The following is a 20,551-nucleotide window of genomic DNA, read 5'->3' on the forward strand; positions in this document are numbered from 1 at the left end:
CATGCTGGAAAACACGAATGCCGCCCGAATCATCGAGCGGCATTCGAAAAACAATGAGTTATGAAGCAAGAACCTCATCGAGCAGGATGCCGGCCTTCTCTTCGTCTGTCTTCTCGGCCAGAGCAAGCTCTGAAACCAGAATCTGACGGGCCTTGACAAGCATTCGCTTCTCACCTGCGGAGAGCCCGCGGTCTTGGTCACGACGCCACAGGTCGCGAACAACTTCGCTGACCTTGATCACGTCGCCAGATGCGAGCTTCTCGAGGTTCGCCTTGTACCGGCGGGACCAGTTCGTGGGCTCTTCGGTGAAGGGTGCGCGAAGCACGTCGAAAACGCGCTCCAGGCCTTCCTTACCAATGACATCACGAACACCAACGAGGTCGACATTGTCTGCCGGCACCTCGATGGTGAGATCCCCCTGTGCAACACGGAGCTTGAGATAGATCTTCTCTTCACCCTTGATGATGCGAGTCTTTACTTCGGAGATCGTGGCCGCACCGTGGTGCGGGTAAACGACCGTCTCGCCGACTTCAAAAAGCATGCAGTTATGTCCCTTCGGCAAACTCCAGGATACCACACGCCCTCTTACGCTAAGGTGTGCAGTTGCGCCGCGCCGACACACCGCGTTAGGCAGACTCGTAAGTGCGTCTAGACTAGAGGCGACCCCTTCATCGTCTTTGGGAGGACCTGTGACCTCGCGCGCACTCGCGTCTATCGCTCTCGGAGCTGCCGTCATTCTCGGCGCTACCGGATGCAACATGATCTCGCCCCAGGCGACGACCATTCCGTACTCGGCCGCGGAGGGCATCAACATTGATGACGCTTCGGGTCCCGTCAAAGTTCGCAACCTCTTCATCGTTGCGGACGAAACGGGCGAAAACGGCAACCTGGTCGGTAACTTCATTAACGACACCAATGAAGACCACACCGTCAGCATCCAGATCGGCGAGGGCTCTGACGCCATCTCCGTTGAGGTTGATGTTGACGCCAACTCGACCGTAGCCCTGGGCGGCTCGGGCGACAACGGCGAAGACCCGATCCTTCTGGAGGGCCTCAACGCTGACCTCGGCGCAACGGTTGTCTCGAACATCACGTCGGGTGGCGACACCGTCATGACGCACCTCATGGTGCTCGAGGGCAAGCTGTCATACCTGAAGGATCTCGCTCCTTCGGAGTAAATCTTCATAACGAAGGAGGGCCGCCCGATGATCGTGCGGCCCTCCTTCGTTTTTGTCTTAGTTTGCCTCGAAGCGGTAGCCAAGACCGCGAACGGTCACCAGCAGCACGGGCTGCGCAGGGTTCACCTCAATGCGCGAACGAATGCGCTTGATGTGCACGTCGAGCGTCTTGGTGTCACCGAAGTAGTCACTCCCCCACACCCGGTCGATGAGCTGACCACGAGTCAGAACGCGACCCGCATTGCGCATCAGAACTTCGAGCAGTTCAAATTCCTTCAGTGGCATACTGATTTCGTTGCCATCGACCGACACCGCGTGACGGTCTAGGTCAACGGTCACCCGCTCACTCTCCAGAATGCGCTCATCAAGCTCCGCTTCGACCGCGTCGTAGCGACGCAGCACAGCACGCATGCGAGCCAACAGCTCACGTGACGAGTAGGGCTTCGTGATGTAGTCATCGGCACCCAGTTCGAGGCCCACGACGATGTCGACCTCGGAGTCTTTCGCGGTCACCATGATGATCGGCGTCTGCGCACTCACCCGAATCTGACGGGCAACCTCGGTACCGGGCATGCCCGGCAGCATGAGATCAAGCAAGATGATGTCAGCACCACGGTCACGGTACGCGGCCAGCGCGGCCGGACCGTCTTCGGCGATCTCAACCTCGTAGCCTTCACGCTTCAGCAGGTATGCCAGCGGGTCGGCGAGGTCGGGTTCGTCTTCCACGAGGAGCACACGGGTCATTCCTGATCTTCTCTCTGCGGGGAGGCCATCTTGGCCGTCTTGGGGGGAGACTTCTTCTCTCGGGCGGGGGTACCGAGAGCGTTCTTCGTCGCGACCTTGCCGGCCACGGACTTCTTCCTTGCACCGTCAGCCGACTTCGACTTCTTGTGCCTGGTTCCGCCCCGCTTCTTGGAGTGCTCATCGGCGCCAGGCGACGGCGTGAGCGGCAGGGTGACGGTGAAAGTGGAACCACGCCCCGGTCGCGACCACAGGCGCACGTCGCCGCCGTGGCGCTGCACGGCGTGCTTCACGATCGAGAGTCCGAGTCCGGTGCCGCCGGTGCGACGCGAACGGGCCTGATCGGCACGGTAGAAGCGTTCAAAGATACGGTTCTGCTCAGACTCGTCAATACCGATGCCCTGATCGGCGACGGAGATCTCGACGGCATCACCCATCTTCTTGACGCCGACACCGACACGAGAGCCGGTGGGCGAATAGGCGATCGCGTTGGCGATGAGGTTGCCGATCGCGTCGCTGAGCACCTGTACGTCGCCGCGTACGAACAGGTTGCGGTCGCCACCGCGCACGACCTCAACGCCGCGCGATTCGGCGGCGACGGTGTGCATATCCATCGCGACGGCGACGACCTCGTCAATCGACACGGCGCGGGTCTCGGCCAGGCTGTCTGTCGACTGCAGGCGTGACAGGTTCATGATGCGGGTCGTGAGGTTGCCGAGCCTCAAGGCTTCGGCCTGAATGCGGGCGGCAAAGTGACGCACCTGCTCGGGGTCGTCTGCCGCCGACTCAATGGCCTCGGCGAGCAGGGTGACAGCTCCCACGGGCGTCTTCAACTCGTGACTGGTGTTGGAGACGAAGTCATGGCGCATGCGCTCAACGCGCTCGGCCTCGCTGGTGTCGCGTACCGACAGGAGTGTCAGCCGGCCACCCAGCGCAATGGCACGGGCCGATACGAGGCGGGTTTCGGTTGACACGTCGCCGATGCGCAGCCGCATTGAGTGGGTCTCGGGAACGCCAGACGATCGCGCCTCCTTCACGAGGGCGCGAAGTTCCTGGTCTTGCAAAGTGGCCCCGGTGCGGAAACCGAGCCAGCCGGCAGCCTTCGACGTCGCCAGAATGAGGTTTGAGGTGTCGATAACGGCCGCCGCGTCAGCCATCCCCTCCATCACGAGGGTGAGCCCGTCAGGCAGTTCCGTGCTGGACTCCTGCAAATGCTTGTCGCGCGTACGGTAGGCAACCACAATCAATAGGGCGACGCCACCACCGAGGATGAGCCCCAGACACAGCGACAGCAGCGAGAGCTCCAACGAGTTCATAACTCCAGCGTAGATTGTTCACCTGGCTCTCTGCGGCCAGTTTCCGCGATTTCCGGGGCCGTGCCGTCTACTATTCACGCAGAGGGCACCAATCGTTAACCTTTGGTCACCAGAATCGGATGCGACCTGCCGTGCCCGTGTGCACACCCGATTCAGTCGCGCACTGCGCGCATAAGAAAGGCGTTTTGATGCGCGAAGTATTCCACCAGTCTTTGGACGAGGTGCAGTCGCGTCTCGTCGAAATTTCCGAGCTCGTCGCCGATGCCATCGACAAGGCAACCCAGGCATTCGCCGGCAGCGACGTCACGTTGGCTGACGAAGTCATCACCAACGACCGCCGCATCGACGAACTCGCGGTCGCACTCGACGAACTGGCAATCGAGATCCTGGCTCGTCAGCAGCCGGTCGCCCGTGACCTGCGCACCGTGGTGACGGCGCTGCGGGTGAGCGCTTCCCTGGAGCGTATGGGCGACATGGCTGAGCACATCGCTCAGCTGGCCCGCTACCGTTTTCCGGAGCGCGCCATTCCCAAGGGTTTGAAGACGACCTTCACCAAGATGGGCGAACTCGACGTCGACATCGCGCGCAAGCTCACCGAACTATTGCGCACGCAAGACATTCGCCTCGCCGATGTCATCCGCAACGATGACGACCTGGTTGACGAACTGCACGCCACTGTCTTCGAGAAGGTGCTCTCCGAAAACTGGAAGGGCGAGGCAGGGGCGACCGTCGATGCCACCCTGGCCAGCCGCTACCACGAGCGCTTCGCCGACCACGCGGTCTCCGTGGCGAAAAAGGTTGTGTACCTGGCGACGGGTGATTGGGCCGCCGACACCGACGCGGTGACCGTAGCGGAGTAATCCCTGACAACGCGAGAGGCGGCTCGGTGAGTAATCACCGAGCCGCCTCTCGCGTTTCGAAACCTAGTGCTTTGCGCCCTGGTTTGCCACGGCGGCAGCACCCGCGGCTGCGGCCTCCGGGTCAAGATACTCGCCCGCACCGATGGGCTTGAGGTCGGCGTCGAGGCGGTAGACCAGAGGAATACCGGTCGGAATGTTCAGCGCCGCGATGTCATCGTCGCTGATTCCCTCGAGGTGCTTCACCAAGCCGCGCAACGAGTTCCCGTGTGCTGTGACCAGAACCGTCTTGCCTGCCTGCAGGTCGGGAACAATCGCGTTTTCCCAATAGGGCAAAAGGCGATCGATCACGAGGCTCAGCGATTCGGTGCGCGGCAGTTCGCCGTCGATGTCGGCGTAGCGTTCATCGCCAACTTGGCTGAACTCGCTGGCGTCATCGAGTGCGGGCGGCGGCACATCGAATGAACGACGCCACAGCTGGAACTGCTCGGGGCCGAACTCCTCCAGCGTCTGCGCTTTGTCCTTACCCTGCAGCGCACCATAGTGACGCTCGTTCAGTCGCCACGAGCGGGTCACCGGGATCCACAGGCGATCTGCCGCATCCAACGCGATGTTGGCGGTCTGAATCGCACGGCTGAGCAGCGAGGTGTGCAACACGTCAGGCAACAGACCCTTCTCAGCGAGCAGCTCGCCGCCGCGGCGGGCTTCGTTCTTGCCCTGCTCTGTGAGTCGTACGTCGACCCAACCGGTGAACAGGTTCAGCTGGTTCCATTCGCTCTGTCCGTGGCGAAGGAGGATAAGAGTGTAAGGCTCCGTCATGCTCACAGCCTACCGGCGCACGCGAACTCGTCGCGCCGCCCAATGTCACACTCCGACGCCTGGCAAGATTGAAGAATGGCACGGCGCACCGCCCCCACGGGGCACGCAACTCGCGGAACCACCGGAACCAACAGGTTGCGTCGCGTGGATCGCTGGATTGCCGCGCGCCGCGAGTTCACCACCGCCACTGCTCCCCTCGTCGTCGATCTCGGCTTCGGCGCCTCGGGCGTCACGGCGTTCGAGCTCTACGCCCGCCTCGTGAAGACGAACCCGACGGTCGAGGTGCTGGGCATCGAAATTGATGCGGAGCGTGTCGCTCGAGCAACCGAGCAACTAGCGGAAGTGCGTACCGGAACCACAGCTTTTCCGGCAAACGCACGCGTCAGTTTTGTTAAGGGAGGGTTTGAAACGCCCACGGCGCGCGCCCCACAGATCATTCGCGCCTTCAATGTTTTGCGCCAGTACGATGAAGCCGACGTGCCCGCGGCCTGGAAACTGATGGCGTCGCGCCTCAACCCCGGCGGCCTGCTTATTGAGGGCACGTGCGATGAAATCGGCCGCGTCTCGAGTTGGATCGATATCGACAACACCACAACGCCGCTCCGGTTCACGCTGTCACTGCGCTTAGCCGAACTCGACGCCCCCAGCATCGTCGCCGAACGCCTCCCTAAAGCCCTGATTCACCACAACGTGCCGGGCGAGCGTATTCACGCGTACCTCGCGGCACTCGATGACGCGTGGGAGCGCAAAGCACCGCTCGGAACCTTCGGTACGGTGCAGCGGTGGCTTGCGACCGTGCGTGCCGTGAAAGAAGCGGGGTGGCCGGTGCAGGGTACGTCGACGCGGTGGCGCCTCGGCGAAGTCACCGTCGACTGGGAGTCGGTAGCGCCATGACAACCGCCGCCATCGTGGGCTCCGGCCCGAACGGCCTCGCCGCCGCCATCCGCCTCGCGCAGGCGGGTGTCAGCGTCACGGTCTATGAAGCCAATGACCGCATCGGTGGCGGCGCCCTCACGTCAGAGCTGACGGTTCCGGGGCTCCTGCACGATGACTGCTCGACGGCTCTCCCTGCTGCCGTTGCCTCGCCGTTCTTTCAATCCTTGAATCTGGAACGCCACTGTCTGCAGTGGCGCCATGCGCCCATCGAACTGGCGCACCCGCTCCTCGGTCAGCAAACGGCAACCCTGTATCGAGACATCGATGACACGGCGGCGTCGCTCGGCGAGGATGGCTCACGCTGGCGCCGTTTGCTCGGCCCACTCGCCGCACACCCCGATGCCCTCGCCGCCACGTCGTTCGCCCCGCTCGTGAGTTGGCCGCGCCACCCCCTCCTGCTCGCACGTCTCGGGTTGCGTGCGCTTCCACCCGCGACGATGACGGCACGATATTTCCGCACGCCGCAGGCCGCCGCCCTGTTCGGTGGGATCGCCGCCCACGCTTTCATGCCGTTAACCTCACTCGTCTCCTCCTCAGTCGGCATCATGCTCGGCGCCCTCGCACACGCGCACGGCTGGCCGATGGCCCAGGGCGGTGCCGGTGCTCTCACCGCTGCGCTGGCAACAGAGTTGCTGAGTCTCGGCGGGCGCATTGAAACGTCGATGCGCGTCACCCGCACCCGCGATCTCGGCGCAGACATCGTGATCCTCACCGTGCCGCCCGCTGTCGCCCTCCCCCTCATCGGCGATGTGCCGCACCAAGTGGGTCGAGCGTGGCGCCGATTCAAGCACGGCCCGGCGGCCTACAAAATCGACCTCGCGGTCGAAGGGGAAGTGCCGTGGCTCGATGAGGAGTCACGCCGTGCGGGCGTGGTGCACGTTGGCGGAACCATGGCAGAAATGCGCGAGGCCGAGGGCGAGATGAGCCGCGGTCGTATGCCGGAGCGGCCCTTCATTCTCACCGCGCAGCCTCACGCCACCGATCCTTCCCGCCGCGTCGGCAACCTGGTTCCGTTCTGGCTCTACGCGCACGTCCCTCACGGCTGGCAGGGCGATGAAACCGAGCGAATTCTGGCGCGCGTCGAGCAATTCGCCCCCGGCCTGCGCGAACGAGTTGTCGGCATGAACGTGCGCGGACCCGCCGCGCTCGAAGCGCACAACGCGGCGTACGTCGGCGGCGACATCACGGGTGGTGCGACATCACTTCGACAGCTCGCCATGCGCCCCCGCCTCGGCGCGTTGGGGTACCGCACTGGCGTTAGCGGCGTCTACCTCGGTGGCGCGTCGACGTCGCCGGCCGCTGGTGTTCATGGCATGAGCGGAGTCCGGGCCGCCGAGTGCGCGCTGAAGGATTGGGCTCGCTAAGGCACCGAGGCCATCGTGCGCGCCCGGCTGCGCCTGCGCGGAGTCGCACCCGCCCAGGATGGCTATGCCGTGAGTTGGTAGCGTGCGCGGCCGCCGGGTCGTGGGGTTTGGGTGGGGTCCGCACTGGTGGGCGGGATGATCCACACCTTGGAGGAACGCGTTGTCCCGTCGACGTGGATGTTCCAGCCGTTGTCGTGGATGCGGTGGTGACAACTTGTGCAGAGTAGGACACCATTGCTGAGGTTGGTTGGTCCGGTGTCTCGCAGCCACCATCGGATGTGGTGTGCTTTGGTCATTTGCGGCGGCAGCCCACACATGACGCATCCGCCGTCTCGTTCGGCCAGGGCAAGTCGTTGGGCTCGGGTGAAGAGTCGTTTTTCGCGACCCCAGTCGAGGATTTCACCCGCGGACCCGAGGACGGCGGGAATGACGCCGCCGCTGGCGGCGATTTGTCGGCAGGTGGTGATGCTAATGGGTTGGTCCGCGCCGTCGATGGTGGCGTGGCCGGTGCCGCCTGTGAGGTCATCGAGGGAGACCCGCACGATCACGGTCGCTCCGGTCAGGGGGAGGCCATTGTTGTCGCAATCGGTGACGTGGTCACAGATCGCGGCGAGGGCATCGGCTTGGATCTGCGCGAGGGTGCGGTGATCTTCGCCGGGCAGGTCGATTGGTGAGGTGTCCGTAGCGTCGTTTGAGTCGCACGCGTCCGCACCGTTCGCGCCAGCGCCGTTCGTGGTGACGTGCGGGTTGCTCTTGCGGGCTTGGAAGGTGGCGGCGACCCATGCCTGGATCGCGTTTTTGATTGGTGCGCCGGAGGCGACATCGGTGCAGAGGTTGAGGAAGAAGGATCCGTCGCGTTCGTACATGGTGAGGGACCGGCGCGCACGGGTTTCTTCTTCACGGGGCTCAACTCCCTCGGGATGGAGGGTCGCTTCGGCATTCGTGATGAGTTTGCGGACGTCGTCGCCGGAGAGCCCCGCGGCACGGTCAACGAGTTGCTTCTCCGCCTCGACGATGCGGTCATTAGTCATGTGCAGGCGCACGCGGTCGAGCATCGTGACGATGAGGGATCCGGCGGCAGCTGCGATCGTGCCCTGTTCGAGGGCTTCTTTCACTGCGGGGTATTTCGCCGGCATCCGTTCACCGAGCAGATTCGACCGGGGCGCCGTCGCTTTCCCGAGCTTCGCGAGCCTCGTAGCTTCACTCGCCGTTCCGCCACCGGTGGTCGCGATCAGCGTTGCCGAATTTCGGAATCCGTGCTGTTTCGCGAGGCTATCCGCGCCGAGTTCAGGCCGGGACTCATGCTCAATCCCCGCAGCTACCTCCGCACGCAACCCGTCGAAGCGTCGCTGCAACGCCCCCATCGCCGCATTCACCGCGATCAATTGGGTGCGGCTTAAGTCGGCGCCGGATTCGGCATCACACCACGCGGTCTCGAGAGCCGTGACGGCCTCGAGGAGTGGGGTGAGATGCTGGTTGGCCATACCTCCATTTTAGAACGTGTATTCGATGAAGTCAAGAGTTCTATAGAACAGATTTACTATTCATTACGCCCTGTCTCACCACCCGACGCTTTGAGGTTCACGTGACGAACGGCCAGTCGTCTGGATACGAGAACGGCACGGCCACGACCTGAACGTCGTCTTCGTAGGTGATTCTGCCGGGCGTATTCGTGCGTAGCTCTACCCAACGCACGTCATAGCGATCCAACAGTTCGAGCACCCAGCACATCGCCGCCAAAGCCCCAAAAAGAGCCCCAGGATCTCGCCTAGTCTTGCTTCAGCGGGCGACGCGAAAGACGCGTCAAGCGTGGCACGTCGGCCGTCGCGCCAGCATCAGCCGGAACGATGACCTCTTGTGCTGCCGAAATAACAACCTCATCGAGGTGCACGCTGAGCGTGGCATCGGCGGGCACACGACGGCTCACGATCGCCAGGGCAATCGGCCCCAGTTCGTGGTGCATAGCTGCGGACGTCACGGTGCCGACCTCGTCATCACCGTTGAACACCGTGGTTCCGGGTGCCGGAATCACGCTGTCGCTACCGTCGAGGTGCAGCATCACGAGGCGACGCGGCGGGTGGCCGAGGTTGTGCACTTTGGCGACCGTCTCTTGTCCGCGGTAGCAGCCCTTGTTGAGGTGCACGGCAGAGCGCAGCCAGTCCACTTCGTGCGGAATCACGCGATCGTCGCGCTCATTCGCCCAGCGTGGGCGCCACGCGGCAATGCGGAGGGCGTCAACGGCCAGCAGGCCAGCGGCGGTGACGGAACCACGCTGTGCGATGAGAGCATCGCGTTGCGCGGGCGTGACAATGGCTTCGCGCCACGAACGCTCCGCGCCGGGGTGTTCGGTGGCGTGCGAATACTGCCAACCGCCGGGCGTCACAACGCTCCACGGGTCAACCCAAATGTGGGCGTCCTCACCCAGCACGGTCGTCACGATGGCCTCGGCAGCGCCGCTGGCGTTGTAGCCAACGAGTACCCAGTCAGTTTTCGCTACAATCTCAACCTGCGCGCGGAACCGCATGCGCAGCAACCACGTTGCCAATGGTTCCGCGTCGTCGATGTCGACAAGCAGGTAGGTGGTTTCGCCATCGTCAAAGACGCCGGCAGCATGCTCGACTCGGCCCTGCACGTCAAGAACGAGGAGCTCGGTTGATGTGCCAGCCGACAAGCGGTCAACTGCCTGCGATGTGATGGAGTTCAGCCACGTCAGTCGTTCCGGGCCGGTGAGGGTGACGACCGCACGGTCGGCAAGCTCAGCGAAAGCGGTGCCACGGTCGAGCGCGCGCTGTTCGCGAAGCGGTTCTCCGTAGTGGGCGACACCGTGGTCGCCGGCAACGGCGCCAGGAAGGGAAGCGAAGCGGCTCATTAAGACACCTTGGCTAGACGTGCAGACGCGTGGGATGCGAGGGGTGCGCCGAGTGCGGCAATGTCCCACGCCCACAACAGATGGGAATCAACCAGACCGTACATGCGCGAAGCCGCGCCGTACTGCTGGGCAGAAGCGGTGCGGACGACCGCATCAGTGGCGATATCAATGCGCGGGCCGGTGACCTGACCGAGGTAGAGCTCGCTCACGCCATCAGAGTGCACAAGACTTACTTCGATATCGAAACCACCGCTGGGCTGACGGAGCGACTCAACGTCATCAACGGTACGAACAATCGGTTCGGCAATGGCAGGCAACAGGCCCGGGCCAGCATCGGCATTCGTGCGCGGGCGGGCAAGACGCCAAAAGCCGACCTCGCTCACGAGAGCGCGATCAGTGTCGGTCGTCACCGCGGTCGCCGAATAGTTCAGGAAGTCGCCGCCATCGTGGCTGAAGCTCACGCGGTGCGTGAACTCGCCAGAGTAGTGGTCGTCACCAACGTGATAGTCGATGACACCAACACCCTCCCAGACTCCGAGAAGCCAGGAGAGCGGAACGAGATCCGCCGGGAGATCGCTCGGCAGCTCGATCATGCGCTTAGCGCTGGCCGCGGAACAGGTTCCAGAGGACGGCGCCAGACACGAATGCGATAGCCGCCGCCGCTAGTCCGAGGAGCCCTACGAAGAAGAGTTCAAGCGCAAGATAGTCCATGCCTTTACTCTAGCGCGCTCTGGCGGCGTTGTCGGCACTTACGCCCCGGTCATCACCGCTGCTAAGCCAAAACCAACCGAAACAACACCCATGACGATGAGCGCACCGAGCATGCTGAGCCCAACGCGGCGAATGAAGTCGGTGGGATGGCCGTAGGCAACCTGAATGCCAAAAGTCAGAATGAGGCAACCCCCGAGAGCAACGCTGAGCCACTGCGGGCGCGCTTCAATCGGAACGAAGAGTCCGATTGCGGAGGCCGCGACAAGCCCGGCGACCCACACAGCCACGATCCCAGGAAACGGCGATCGCGGAGCAAGTTCAGGTGTTGACACCCCGCCATTGTTACATGAGGACATCGAATTGACCCGAGAAACAGCGGCATTCTTGGGTCTGGTTATTATTAGAGCGAGGCGGCCAAGCCGCTAAAGAGGAGCGAGTGTGTCACAGATCTTGGTACTGAGCTCTGCCGCAGACACATCTGCCCCGTTGCCTGCGCTCGAGCTTCTGAACCATGCTGTGCGCGTTATTCCCGCCTCCCCCGCGCATCTCGTTTCGGCGCCCGACGCTGATCTTGTCGTGATCGACGCACGTGGCGACCTTCTCGCCGCCAAATCGTTGTGCAAGATTCTGCGCACCACGGGACTCTCCAGCCCGCTCATTGCCGCCGTCAGCGAGGGCGGTCTCACCGCTATCTCCTCCGACTGGGGCATCGACGATGTCATCCTGATGACCGCGGGCCCCGCTGAAATCGACGCCCGCGTGCGGCTCGCGCTGGGCCGCGTCGCGGCAACCGCACCGGCCACCCGCGTGCAAACGAGTGGCATCTCGATCGATGAGGCAAGTTACTCCGCGAAGGTCAACGGCAAGCCACTGGACCTCACCTACAAAGAGTTCCAACTGTTGCATTTTCTCGCGACGCACCCGTCCCGCGTGTTTACCCGCGAACAGTTGCTGAGCGAAGTGTGGGGCTACGACTACTTTGGCGGTACCCGCACGGTCGACGTGCACGTGCGTCGGTTGCGCGCCAAGTTGGGTGATTTGGAACAATTGATCGGCACCGTGCGTAACGTCGGCTACCGCTTCAATAACGCCGAAGACGAAGCACTGAATTCGTCCCCCGCCTAACGGGGTTTACCTGCCGGACATTGATGCCTGACATGATGTTGACATGATCGAGCAGACGATCCCCTTTGCGGGCTTCAACGATGACGACGACGATGACTTCGATGCCATGGCACCCGACGCCGACGACCGTTTTCCTGATGAACGCTACCTTGACCGCGAACTGAGCTGGCTCGCGTTCAACCAGCGCGTGCTTGAGCTCGCCGAAGATCCGGCCACGCCACTGCTTGAGCGTGCCAATTTCCTGGCGATTTTCGCGAGCAACCTTGACGAGTTCTTCATGGTGCGTGTCGCCGGGCTCAAGCGCCGCATTCTGACCGGACTTGCTGTTCCCTCGAACGTCGGCCGCGCTCCCCTCGACGTGCTCGCTGACATCTCAGATGAAGCGCATCTCCTGCAATTGCGCCACGCGGCGGCGTGGAAAGAGCTGGTGCAGCCGGGTCTGGCCGAGGCCGGCATCGAAGTCGTCGGCTGGGATGACCTCACCGGCGATGAACAAGAACGCCTCACCGAGTACTTCCAGAACCAGGTGTTCCCGGTACTGATGCCGCTGGCGGTCGACCCGGCTCACCCGTTCCCCTACATCTCCGGCCTGTCGCTCAACCTCGCTATTCGGGTGCGCAACGCCCGCACCGGACGCCAAGACTTTGCGCGTCTCAAAGTGCCACAAATGATGCCCCGCCTTGTCGAGGTTCCGACTGCGGGCACGGCGCTGCGCTTCATTTCGCTCGAAGAGCTGATCGCCAATCACCTCGGCGACCTGTTCCCGGGCATGGAGGTCATCGACCACCACCTCTTCCGCCTCACCCGCAATGAAGACATGGTGATCGAAGAAGACGAGAGCGAAAACCTGATTCAGGCGCTCGAAGCCGAGCTCATGCGTCGCCGCTTCGGCCCGCCCATTCGTCTGGAAATCACCGACGACATGGACGACCTGACGCTCGATCTGCTGCTGAAAGAGCTCGGTATCACTGACCAAGAGGTCTACCGTCTACCCGGCGCGCTCGATCTGCGTTCGCTGTTTAGCCTGTCGCGTATTGAACGCCCCGACCTGCACTACCCGCCACATCTGCCACGTACCGCCGTGGCTTTCCAGCCTGTGGAGCAAAACGGTCGCGCCGATCTGTTCGCCGCCATTCGCCGTGGCGACGTACTCGTGCACCACCCGTACGAGTCGTTTGCGACGAGCGTGCAGGCCTTCCTTGAGCAGGCCGCTCGAGACCCGCACGTGCTCGCTATCAAGCAGACGCTGTACCGCACGTCGGGCGACAGCCCCATCGTGCAGGCCCTCATTGACGCCGCCGAATCGGGCAAGCAGGTGCTCGCGCTCGTCGAGGTGAAGGCGCGCTTCGACGAAGCCGCCAACATCGTATGGGCACGCAAACTCGAGAAGGCGGGCGTGCACGTTGTGTACGGTCTCGTCGGCCTCAAGACGCACTCGAAACTCTGTCTCGTTATTCGCGAAGAAGAGGGCACGCTGCGCCACTACAGCCACGTCGGAACCGGTAACTACAACCCGAAGACGTCGCGCCTGTACGAAGACTTCGGCCTGTTTACGACCGACTATCAGGTCGGTAAAGACCTCACGCGCCTGTTCAACGAGCTCAGCGGCTATGCGATCGAGAAGAAGTTCAAGCGTCTGCTTGTCGCGCCGTTGCACTTGCGCAAGGGCCTCATCCGGCTCATCGAGAAGGAGCGCCGTAACGCCCTCGCTGGCAAGCCGGCACGCATCCGCATCAAGGTGAACTCAATGGTCGATGAGCAGATCATTGACGCGCTGTACCGCGCGTCGATGGCCGGCGTGCCCGTTGAAGTCTGGGTGCGTGGCATTTGCTCGCTGCGCCCGGGCGTTCCGGGTCTCAGCGAGAACATTACGGTGCGTTCAATCCTCGGGCGCTACCTCGAGCACTCCCGCCTGTTCCTTTTTGAAAACGACGGCGACCCGCAGGTGTACATCGGTAGCGCCGACATGATGCACCGCAACCTCGACCGCCGCGTTGAGGCGCTCGTGCGTGTCACCGCCCCCGACCACCTCAACGAGCTGGCGACACTATTTGACCTCGCGATGAGCAACGCGACGAGCTCGTGGCACCTCGACGCCGATGGCATCTGGACCCGCCACTCGGTCGACAGCGACGGTCAGCCACTCATCGATGTGCAAGATGCGACGATGGCAGCCGTTGCGCGCCGTCGCCGGTCACGGACGGTGCGATGAGCGATAAGGCCGTCTACGCCGCAGGCGCCCTGGTCTGGCGCGTCGTTGAAGGCAAGCTTCGTATTCTCGTCATTCACCGCACGAAGTACGCCGATGTGACGCTCCCCAAAGGCAAGGTCGACCCGGGCGAAACTCTGCCCGAGACCGCCGTGCGCGAAATCTTTGAAGAGACCGGAATCCAGGTGAACCTGGGTGTTCCCGTCGGTGTCTCGCACTATCGCCTGCCCAGCCGCAAGCAAAAGATCGTGCACTACTGGGCCGCGCACGCCACCGAAGGGGCCGTTCGCCGATCGGCGTTCGTGCCGAACAAAGAGGTCGCCGGCTTGGAGTGGGTCTCCCCCACGCGCGCCCTCAAATACCTCAGTTATCCCGTTGACATTGAGATCGTGGAAAACTTCTTGCGGCTCGAGAGCGACGGCGTGCTTGAAACCTTTCCGATCATCGTGCTGCGTCACGCGAAGGCGCTGTCGCGCTCCGAATGGACCGACGCGGACGCCGCTCGCCCGCTGACGGATCGCGGAACCAAACAGGCACAGAAAATCAGCGGAACGCTGGCGAGCTTCGGCGTGCGCCGCGTCGTCTCGTCAACCGCCGTCCGCTGTGTCACTACCGTGGTTCCGCTCGCCACCTCGCTGGGACGCGACATCGTGCGCACCGACGACCTGTCGCAGGACGCATTCGAAGCCGGCACCGCCGACGTGCGTGCCGTGGTCGGCAAGCGCGTGCGCTCGCGCAAAGCGGCCGTACTGTGCAGCCACCGCCCGGTGATTCCCACGATCATGCGGGAACTAGCGTTGGCGACCGGAACCATCGAGGGACAGTATCTCGCGGATGCCGCGACACTCGAGCCCTCGGGTTTCAGCGTTGTTCACCTGTCGGCAACACACCCGGGCGCCGGAATCGTCACAATCGAAACGTACGACGCCCGCGATTAGATTGTTCCGGTCGTTCACCTTCCGTTCACCTGATTTCCCACTTCTCGTTAAGAAGAGACTCTTAACGTCTGTGTTGTCCCTGCACCGGGACATCTCCGACACAGTGAAGGATTCACCCCGTGAAGCTCACCCGCATTGCCCAGATCGGCGCGATCAGCGCTATTGCTGCTCTTACGCTGACGGCTTGTGCAGCGAACGAAGGCGCACCCGCCGATTCGGCAGCCCCCACCGACTCGAGCGCTCCCTCGGATGCTCCGGCACTCTCGGGCGAAATCGCCGGTTCCGGCGCATCGTCACAGGAAGTCGCCGTGCAGACGTGGACTGCCGGCTTCCAGACGGCAAACGCAGACGTCACCGTCACGTACGACCCGGCCGGTTCGGGCGCTGGTCGCGAGTCGTTCGCCGCTGGTGCTGTGGTCTTCGCCGGCTCGGACCGCGCGTTCAAGACCGACGAGCTCTCGGGCACGTTCGCTGCATGTGCTGAGGGTTCTAACCTCATCGAGCTGCCCACCTACATCTCGCCGATCGCGATCATCTTCAACCTTGAGGGTGTTGACTCGCTGAACCTCGACGCCGCCACCACGGCGAAGCTCTTCACCGGTGAGATCAAGAACTGGAACGACCCGGCCATCGCCGCACTCAACCCGGACGCAACGCTCCCCGACCTCGCCGTGAACCCGGTTCACCGTGCCGACAAGTCGGGCACGACTGGCAACTTCACCGACTACCTCGCAGCAGCTGCTCCCGAGGCATGGACCTTCGACTCGGTCGAAGAGTGGCCGGTACAGTCTGGTGAAGCTGCTCAGGGCACCTCAGGTGTCGTGAACGCGGTCAAGCAGGGCGTTGGATCGATTGGCTATGCCGACGCATCACGTGCTGCTGAAGAGGGTCTGTCAACGGTCGCCATCAAGGTCGGCGACGAGTTTGTTGAGTACTCCCCAGAGGCTGCCGCTGCGATCGTCGAGAAGTCGCCGTTCGCTGAGGGCCGCACCGAGGGCGACCTCGCTATCGAGCTCGACCGTACGTCGGCTGAGGCTGGCGTCTACCCCATCGTTCTGGTCAGCTACCTCATCGCTTGCCAGGAGTACGGCGCAGACTTCGCTGACCAGGCTCCGATTGTGAAGTCGTACCTCCAGTACATCGCGAGCGAAGAAGGCCAGAACGCAGCCGCTGCTGCAGCCGGAAACGCTCCGATCACCGCTGACCTGCGTACCAAGATCAACGCAGCGATCGACCTGATCGTCACCAACTAAACGCTGTCGCCCGGCTCGGTCCCTACCGAGCCGGGCACAATGCCGTATCAGCCGAGAACAGGACACCATGACCTCTTCCACCCAGACAGCACCGCGAGCGCCCCAAGCCAAGCCACCCGTTCGTGTTGGCGACCGCGTGTTCTCCGGGACCGCCCTGTTCGCTGGCTCCATGATTCTGGTGACCCTCGCGGCCGTCACCATCTTCCTTGTGGTCCAGTCGCTGCCAGGAATCACCGCCAGCAGCGAGAAGGCTTCACTGCTGGACACCAATTTCTGGGACTATGTCTGGCCGCTCACCTTCGGCACCGTCTGGGCGTCGTTCCTCGCCATCATCATCGCGGTTCCGCTCTCTGTGTCGGTCGCGCTGTTTATCTCGCACTATGCGCCGCGCAAGCTCGCGCAGGCGCTCGGTTACGTCGTAGACCTGCTCGCTGCGGTTCCGTCGGTCGTCTTCGGCCTCTGGGGCATCATGGTTCTTGCCCCCTCGGCACAGCCGATCTACAGCTGGCTGATGACAAACATGGGTTGGTTCCCCCTGTTCGCCGGCGAAACCGCGGTTGGCCGCTCGATCTTCACTGCCGCCATCGTGCTCGCTGTCATGATTGTTCCGATCATCACCGCGATCTGCCGCGAGATCTTCCTGCAGACACCGCGTTTGCATGAAGAAGCGGCCCTCGCGCTCGGCGCCACCCGCTGGGAAATGGTCAAGATGGCCGTCTTTCCCTTCGGCCGCTCGGGTATCGTCTCGGCCTCGATGCTGGGCCTCGGCCGCGCGCTCGGCGAGACGATGGCGGTCGCGATGGTGTTGTCGGCAACCGGCGCGATCAGCTTCAAGCTGTTCACGAGCCAGAACCCCTCCACGATTCCGGCGAACATCGCCCTCACCTTCCCCGAGGCCTACGGCACGAACGTTAACGTGCTGATCGCGACCGGCCTCATCCTGTTCATTGTCACCTTCGCGGTCAACGCACTCGCGCGCTGGATCGTCAGCCGCCGCAAGGAATTCTCGGGAGCCAACTGATGTCGATCACCGTTTCTCCCACGACCTCACCGGAGACACCCCAAGGCGCTCCTGTTGCCGCCTCAGCGTCTCCCATCCGCCTCACCAGCGGCCAGCTCCCCCGTTGGACGCCGTGGGCGCTCCTCGGAGGCACAGGCGTCGCCATGGCGCTCGTCTTCCTCATCCTCGCGCAGAGCGTGCAAGACGAGTTCAACGTCGCCGGGTGGGCCATTATCACCGCGCTCGTGTATCTGACCCTCATCACGGTCATGTCCGCCACGGTCGAAGGTCGCCGCAAGGCAACAGACCGTCTTGTCACAGGAATCGTGACCAGCGCATTCGCCCTTGCCATGGTTCCGCTCGTCTCGGTCGGTATCACGGTGGTCAGCAACGGCGTCGCCGGTATCTCTGCCGAGTTTTTCTCTGAATCAATGCGCAATGTTGTCGGCGAGGGCGGTGGCGCATTGCACGCCATCATGGGCACGCTGCTCATCACGCTGGCGGCCGCGGTGATCTCGATTCCGATTGGTATCTTCACCGCGATCTACCTGATCGAGTACGGCAACAACAACCGTCTCGCTCGTGGCATCACGTTCTTGGTTGACGTGATGACGGGTATTCCGTCGATCGTTGCCGGCCTGTTCGCGTTCGCGCTGTTCGCACTGTTCTTCGGCCCCGGCGTGCGCATGGGCATCATGGGCTCGATCGCCCTGGCGGTACTGATGATTCCGGTCGTCGTGCGCTCGACAGAAGAAATGCTGCGCCTCGTGCCGAACGAGCTGCGTGAAGCGTCGTACGCGCTCGGCGTGCCGAAGTGGCGCACCATCGCCAAGGTGGTGCTGCCGACGTCAATCGCCGGAATCACGACCGGTGTCATGCTCTCGATCTCCCGCGTTATCGGCGAGACCGCGCCGTTGCTCATCACCGCCGGTGTCGCGACGAGCATGAACTATGACCTGTTTGACGGCCGCATGATGTCGCTGCCGGTGTTCGTCTACAACCAGTACATGAACCAGGGCATCCCGGCGCAGGCGTTCGTTGACCGCGCTTGGGCAGGCGCGTTGACGCTCATCGTCATCGTGATGGTGCTGAACCTCATCGCCCGCCTCATTGCCAAGATCTTCGCCCCCAAGATGGGCCGCTGACGCGGCGTACCTCTGCAGATAAGAAATTGAGAAACCCGTGTCTAAGAGCATCGAAGTAAACGACCTGAACGTCTACTACAGTGACTTCCTCGCTGTTGAAGGCGTCTCCATGACGATCGAGCCGCGTTCGGTCACCGCTTTTATCGGCCCGTCGGGTTGTGGCAAGTCCACGTTCCTGCGCACGCTCAACCGCATGCACGAAGTGATCCCCGGCGCCCGCGTCGAGGGTGAAGTGTTGCTCGACGGCGAAGACCTCTACGGCGCCGCTGTTGACCCCGTGCTCGTGCGCCGCCAGGTCGGCATGGTGTTTCAGCGCCCGAACCCGTTTCCCACGATGTCGATTCGTGAAAACGTGCTCGCCGGCGTGAAGCTCAACAACCGCCGCATGGCGAAGAGCGACCAGGACGCCCTCGTTGAGAAGTCGTTGCAGGGTGCGAACCTCTGGAACGAGGTCAAGGATCGCCTCGACAAGCCCGGTTCGGGCCTCTCAGGTGGTCAGCAGCAGCGTCTGTGCATCGCGCGTGCGATCGCGGTCTCCCCCGACGTGATTCTGATGGACGAGCCCTGCTCGGCCCTCGACCCGATCTCGACGTTCGCGATCGAAGAGCTCATCAACGAGCTCAAGAACGAGTACACGGTCGTCATCGTGACGCACAACATGCAGCAGGCATCGCGTGTGTCTGACAAGACCGCGTTCTTCAACATCGCCGGCACCGGAAAGCCCGGCAAGCTCATCGAGTTCGATGACACCACCACGATCTTCACGACGCCATCTGTGCAGGCGACGGAAGACTACGTGTCGGGCCGTTTCGGGTAGCCCACCCGTTCTGCGAGGTTAGGGACCCTCGCCCAAAACCGCCGCCGGCGCTCTGCCGCGGCGGTTTTGCGTTTGTGGGGTGTGGTTCCGGAACCACGGCGCGGGGTGCGGAACCAGTGGTTCCGCCGTCGTGGGGGGCTAGTCGCGGGGCGAGAGCAGATACGCGTTGAGCTCGGCGGTGAGGGCCGAGTCGATCTCGAGCGGCGTGCCGTCGACCGAGTTGATCGGGGCGGCCAGGCGCACCGACGACACCAGCCACGCCGCGTCGACGCGCGGTAGGGCCGACGCGGGCAGCGTTTCGTACGCGACGTCGTAGCCCTTCTCCTGCAGGAAGGTAAAGACGCTGATCTGAGTGGTGCCGTGCAGGATTCCGGCGCCCGGCTTCGGCGTGACGAAGCGGTCACCCACGCGCATCACGAGTGACGCGGTCGGTGCCTCGAGCAGAATGCCATCCGACGATACGAACACCGCGTCATCGGCACCGCGGCGCTTCGCTTCGCGGATCGCGGCCATGTTGACGGCGTACGACAGGGTCTTTGCGCCCAGCAGCAGCCACGGTGCGCGGTCGGGGGCGCCGCTGTCGAATCCGCGGTCGAGGGTCACGACCGAAACGCCATCGCGGCGCACCTTGGCGAAGTCTCCGGCTGGTGCGGCGGTGACCCACGCGGTCGGCGTCGGACCGTGCTCAATACCCCGGCTCAGGATGAGCTTGATGACCCACTCGCCCTCGCCGCACGCGTCGGCGGCTACAGCAATAGCCTCTCGCCACTGCGCCGTGTTCGGCGCCGGCAGGTCGCACAGTCGCGCTGAGTGCGCGAGACGCTCGAGGTGCGGCATGACCTCTTGCGGGTGCTTCTCAGAGACGCCAATCGACTCAAAAATGCCATCACCCCGCTGCGTCGACAGTTCACCCACGCTCAGTGCGGGTGCCGACGCGTCGATCACGCTAAACGTGTCGGCATAGCTGTCACGAATGTCGAAGTCGGCAACGGGCGTAATGAGAAGCGCGAAAGTGCTGGCCATGCACCGAGCCTAAAGCCTTCCCAGCCCGGCATCCGTCGTTTGGGGCATCCGTATTTCTGTACCCGTTGGTTCCGGAACCATGTCTCGCGTCGTGCGCCGTGGTTTTGTTGTCGACACCGTATGTCGGAGAAATCCGCCGAACCTCACGTAAACCGCCAGCGATCGCACTCAGGCGGCCATTTCCCCGACCTCCGGCGCCGGATCCAGGGGATCGAACACGCGAGCGGGGCAGGAGGAGTATTCCCTCCTG

The 20,551-nt window shown here is 63.1% G+C and carries 21 protein-coding genes; 11 read left to right on the top strand and 10 right to left on the bottom strand.

All coding sequences use genetic code 11. The features are described 5' to 3' along the window. Positions 1–58 precede the first annotated feature (58 nt). A complete protein-coding gene (locus ACQUSY_RS04570) occupies positions 59–541 on the bottom strand; it encodes a CarD family transcriptional regulator (RefSeq protein ID WP_428903332.1) in 483 nt (160 codons plus the stop codon). 148 nt (positions 542–689) lie between these two features. On the opposite strand from ACQUSY_RS04570, the gene ACQUSY_RS04575 reads away from it, so the two are divergent. Next, the gene (locus ACQUSY_RS04575; protein ID WP_428903333.1) at positions 690–1,178 is read left to right on the top strand and encodes a DNA modification methylase; all 489 of its coding nucleotides are present in this window, start codon (positions 690–692) and stop codon (positions 1,176–1,178) included. A 57-nt stretch (positions 1,179–1,235) separates the two neighbouring features. Here the strand turns inward: ACQUSY_RS04575 and ACQUSY_RS04580 are convergent, their stop codons facing one another. Both ACQUSY_RS04580 and ACQUSY_RS04585 read right to left on the bottom strand, forming a co-directional pair. Then, positions 1,236–1,922: a response regulator transcription factor gene (locus ACQUSY_RS04580; RefSeq protein ID WP_428903334.1), complete on the bottom strand. Its 687-nt coding sequence runs from the start codon at positions 1,920–1,922 to the stop codon at positions 1,236–1,238. Further along, on the bottom strand, positions 1,919–3,235 hold the full coding sequence (locus ACQUSY_RS04585) for a sensor histidine kinase (protein ID WP_428903335.1): 1,317 nt from the start codon (positions 3,233–3,235) through the stop codon (positions 1,919–1,921). Before ACQUSY_RS04585 ends, ACQUSY_RS04580 begins: the two co-directional genes overlap by 4 nt. A 188-nt stretch (positions 3,236–3,423) precedes the next feature. Between ACQUSY_RS04585 and phoU the strand changes: the two genes are divergently transcribed. After that, a complete protein-coding gene (phoU, locus tag ACQUSY_RS04590) occupies positions 3,424–4,095 on the top strand; it encodes a phosphate signaling complex protein PhoU (RefSeq protein ID WP_428903336.1) in 672 nt (223 codons plus the stop codon). Positions 4,096–4,158: 63 nt separating this feature from the next. On the opposite strand, the gene ACQUSY_RS04595 is transcribed toward phoU, so the two are convergent. After that, complete coding sequence (locus ACQUSY_RS04595; RefSeq protein ID WP_428903337.1) at positions 4,159–4,911, bottom strand: phosphoglyceromutase; 753 nt, start codon at positions 4,909–4,911, stop codon at positions 4,159–4,161. 75 nt (positions 4,912–4,986) lie between these two features. On the opposite strand from ACQUSY_RS04595, the gene ACQUSY_RS04600 reads away from it, so the two are divergent. Both ACQUSY_RS04600 and ACQUSY_RS04605 read left to right on the top strand, forming a co-directional pair. Next, positions 4,987–5,805, top strand: coding sequence for a class I SAM-dependent methyltransferase (locus ACQUSY_RS04600; protein ID WP_428903338.1), 819 nt, complete (start codon positions 4,987–4,989; stop codon positions 5,803–5,805). Next, complete coding sequence (locus ACQUSY_RS04605; protein WP_428903339.1) at positions 5,802–7,211, top strand: phytoene desaturase family protein; 1,410 nt, start codon at positions 5,802–5,804, stop codon at positions 7,209–7,211. The genes ACQUSY_RS04600 and ACQUSY_RS04605 overlap by 4 nt, the downstream gene beginning before the upstream one ends. A 62-nt stretch (positions 7,212–7,273) precedes the next feature. On the opposite strand, the gene ACQUSY_RS04610 is transcribed toward ACQUSY_RS04605, so the two are convergent. From ACQUSY_RS04610 to ACQUSY_RS04630, 5 genes are all read right to left on the bottom strand, one after another. Then, positions 7,274–8,695 carry an HNH endonuclease signature motif containing protein gene (locus ACQUSY_RS04610; RefSeq protein WP_428903340.1) on the bottom strand — a complete coding sequence of 474 codons (1,422 nt, stop codon included), beginning with the start codon at positions 8,693–8,695 and terminating at the stop codon, positions 7,274–7,276. A gap of 97 nt (positions 8,696–8,792) precedes the next feature. Then, positions 8,793–8,933: a hypothetical protein gene (locus ACQUSY_RS04615; protein ID WP_428903341.1), complete on the bottom strand. Its 141-nt coding sequence runs from the start codon at positions 8,931–8,933 to the stop codon at positions 8,793–8,795. A gap of 46 nt (positions 8,934–8,979) precedes the next feature. Next, the gene (ygfZ, locus tag ACQUSY_RS04620) at positions 8,980–10,080 is read right to left on the bottom strand and encodes a CAF17-like 4Fe-4S cluster assembly/insertion protein YgfZ (RefSeq protein WP_428903342.1); all 1,101 of its coding nucleotides are present in this window, start codon (positions 10,078–10,080) and stop codon (positions 8,980–8,982) included. Further along, positions 10,080–10,673 carry a nitrobindin family protein gene (locus ACQUSY_RS04625; RefSeq protein WP_428903343.1) on the bottom strand — a complete coding sequence of 198 codons (594 nt, stop codon included), beginning with the start codon at positions 10,671–10,673 and terminating at the stop codon, positions 10,080–10,082. The genes ygfZ and ACQUSY_RS04625 overlap by 1 nt, the downstream gene beginning before the upstream one ends. Before the next feature lie 156 nt (positions 10,674–10,829). Then, the gene (locus ACQUSY_RS04630) at positions 10,830–11,078 is read right to left on the bottom strand and encodes a hypothetical protein (protein WP_428903344.1); all 249 of its coding nucleotides are present in this window, start codon (positions 11,076–11,078) and stop codon (positions 10,830–10,832) included. 151 nt (positions 11,079–11,229) lie between these two features. Here ACQUSY_RS04630 and ACQUSY_RS04635 point away from each other — a divergent pair, with 151 nt between their 5' ends. From ACQUSY_RS04635 to pstB, 7 genes are all read left to right on the top strand, one after another. Next, positions 11,230–11,916 carry a response regulator transcription factor gene (locus ACQUSY_RS04635; protein WP_428903345.1) on the top strand — a complete coding sequence of 229 codons (687 nt, stop codon included), beginning with the start codon at positions 11,230–11,232 and terminating at the stop codon, positions 11,914–11,916. A gap of 43 nt (positions 11,917–11,959) precedes the next feature. After that, positions 11,960–14,128, top strand: a complete 2,169-nt coding sequence (locus ACQUSY_RS04640; protein WP_428903346.1) for an RNA degradosome polyphosphate kinase — start codon at positions 11,960–11,962, stop codon at positions 14,126–14,128. Next, a complete protein-coding gene (locus ACQUSY_RS04645; RefSeq protein WP_428903347.1) occupies positions 14,125–15,063 on the top strand; it encodes an NUDIX hydrolase in 939 nt (312 codons plus the stop codon). Before ACQUSY_RS04640 ends, ACQUSY_RS04645 begins: the two co-directional genes overlap by 4 nt. Positions 15,064–15,182: 119 nt before the next feature. After that, positions 15,183–16,316: a phosphate ABC transporter substrate-binding protein PstS gene (gene pstS, locus ACQUSY_RS04650; protein ID WP_428903348.1), complete on the top strand. Its 1,134-nt coding sequence runs from the start codon at positions 15,183–15,185 to the stop codon at positions 16,314–16,316. A gap of 67 nt (positions 16,317–16,383) precedes the next feature. After that, positions 16,384–17,337, top strand: coding sequence for a phosphate ABC transporter permease subunit PstC (gene pstC / locus ACQUSY_RS04655; RefSeq protein WP_428903349.1), 954 nt, complete (start codon positions 16,384–16,386; stop codon positions 17,335–17,337). After that, positions 17,337–18,461: a phosphate ABC transporter permease PstA gene (pstA, locus tag ACQUSY_RS04660; RefSeq protein WP_428903350.1), complete on the top strand. Its 1,125-nt coding sequence runs from the start codon at positions 17,337–17,339 to the stop codon at positions 18,459–18,461. The genes pstC and pstA overlap by 1 nt, the downstream gene beginning before the upstream one ends. A 37-nt stretch (positions 18,462–18,498) precedes the next feature. Then, positions 18,499–19,278: a phosphate ABC transporter ATP-binding protein PstB gene (gene pstB / locus ACQUSY_RS04665; RefSeq protein WP_217338127.1), complete on the top strand. Its 780-nt coding sequence runs from the start codon at positions 18,499–18,501 to the stop codon at positions 19,276–19,278. Between the two features lie 138 nt (positions 19,279–19,416). Here the strand turns inward: pstB and ACQUSY_RS04670 are convergent, their stop codons facing one another. Continuing rightward, on the bottom strand, positions 19,417–20,301 hold the full coding sequence (locus tag ACQUSY_RS04670; protein ID WP_428903351.1) for an aminodeoxychorismate lyase: 885 nt from the start codon (positions 20,299–20,301) through the stop codon (positions 19,417–19,419). Between the last annotated feature and the right edge of the window lie 250 nt (positions 20,302–20,551).

Source organism: Microbacterium daqui, from assembly GCF_050408675.1.
GTDB lineage: Bacteria > Actinomycetota > Actinomycetes > Actinomycetales > Microbacteriaceae > Microbacterium.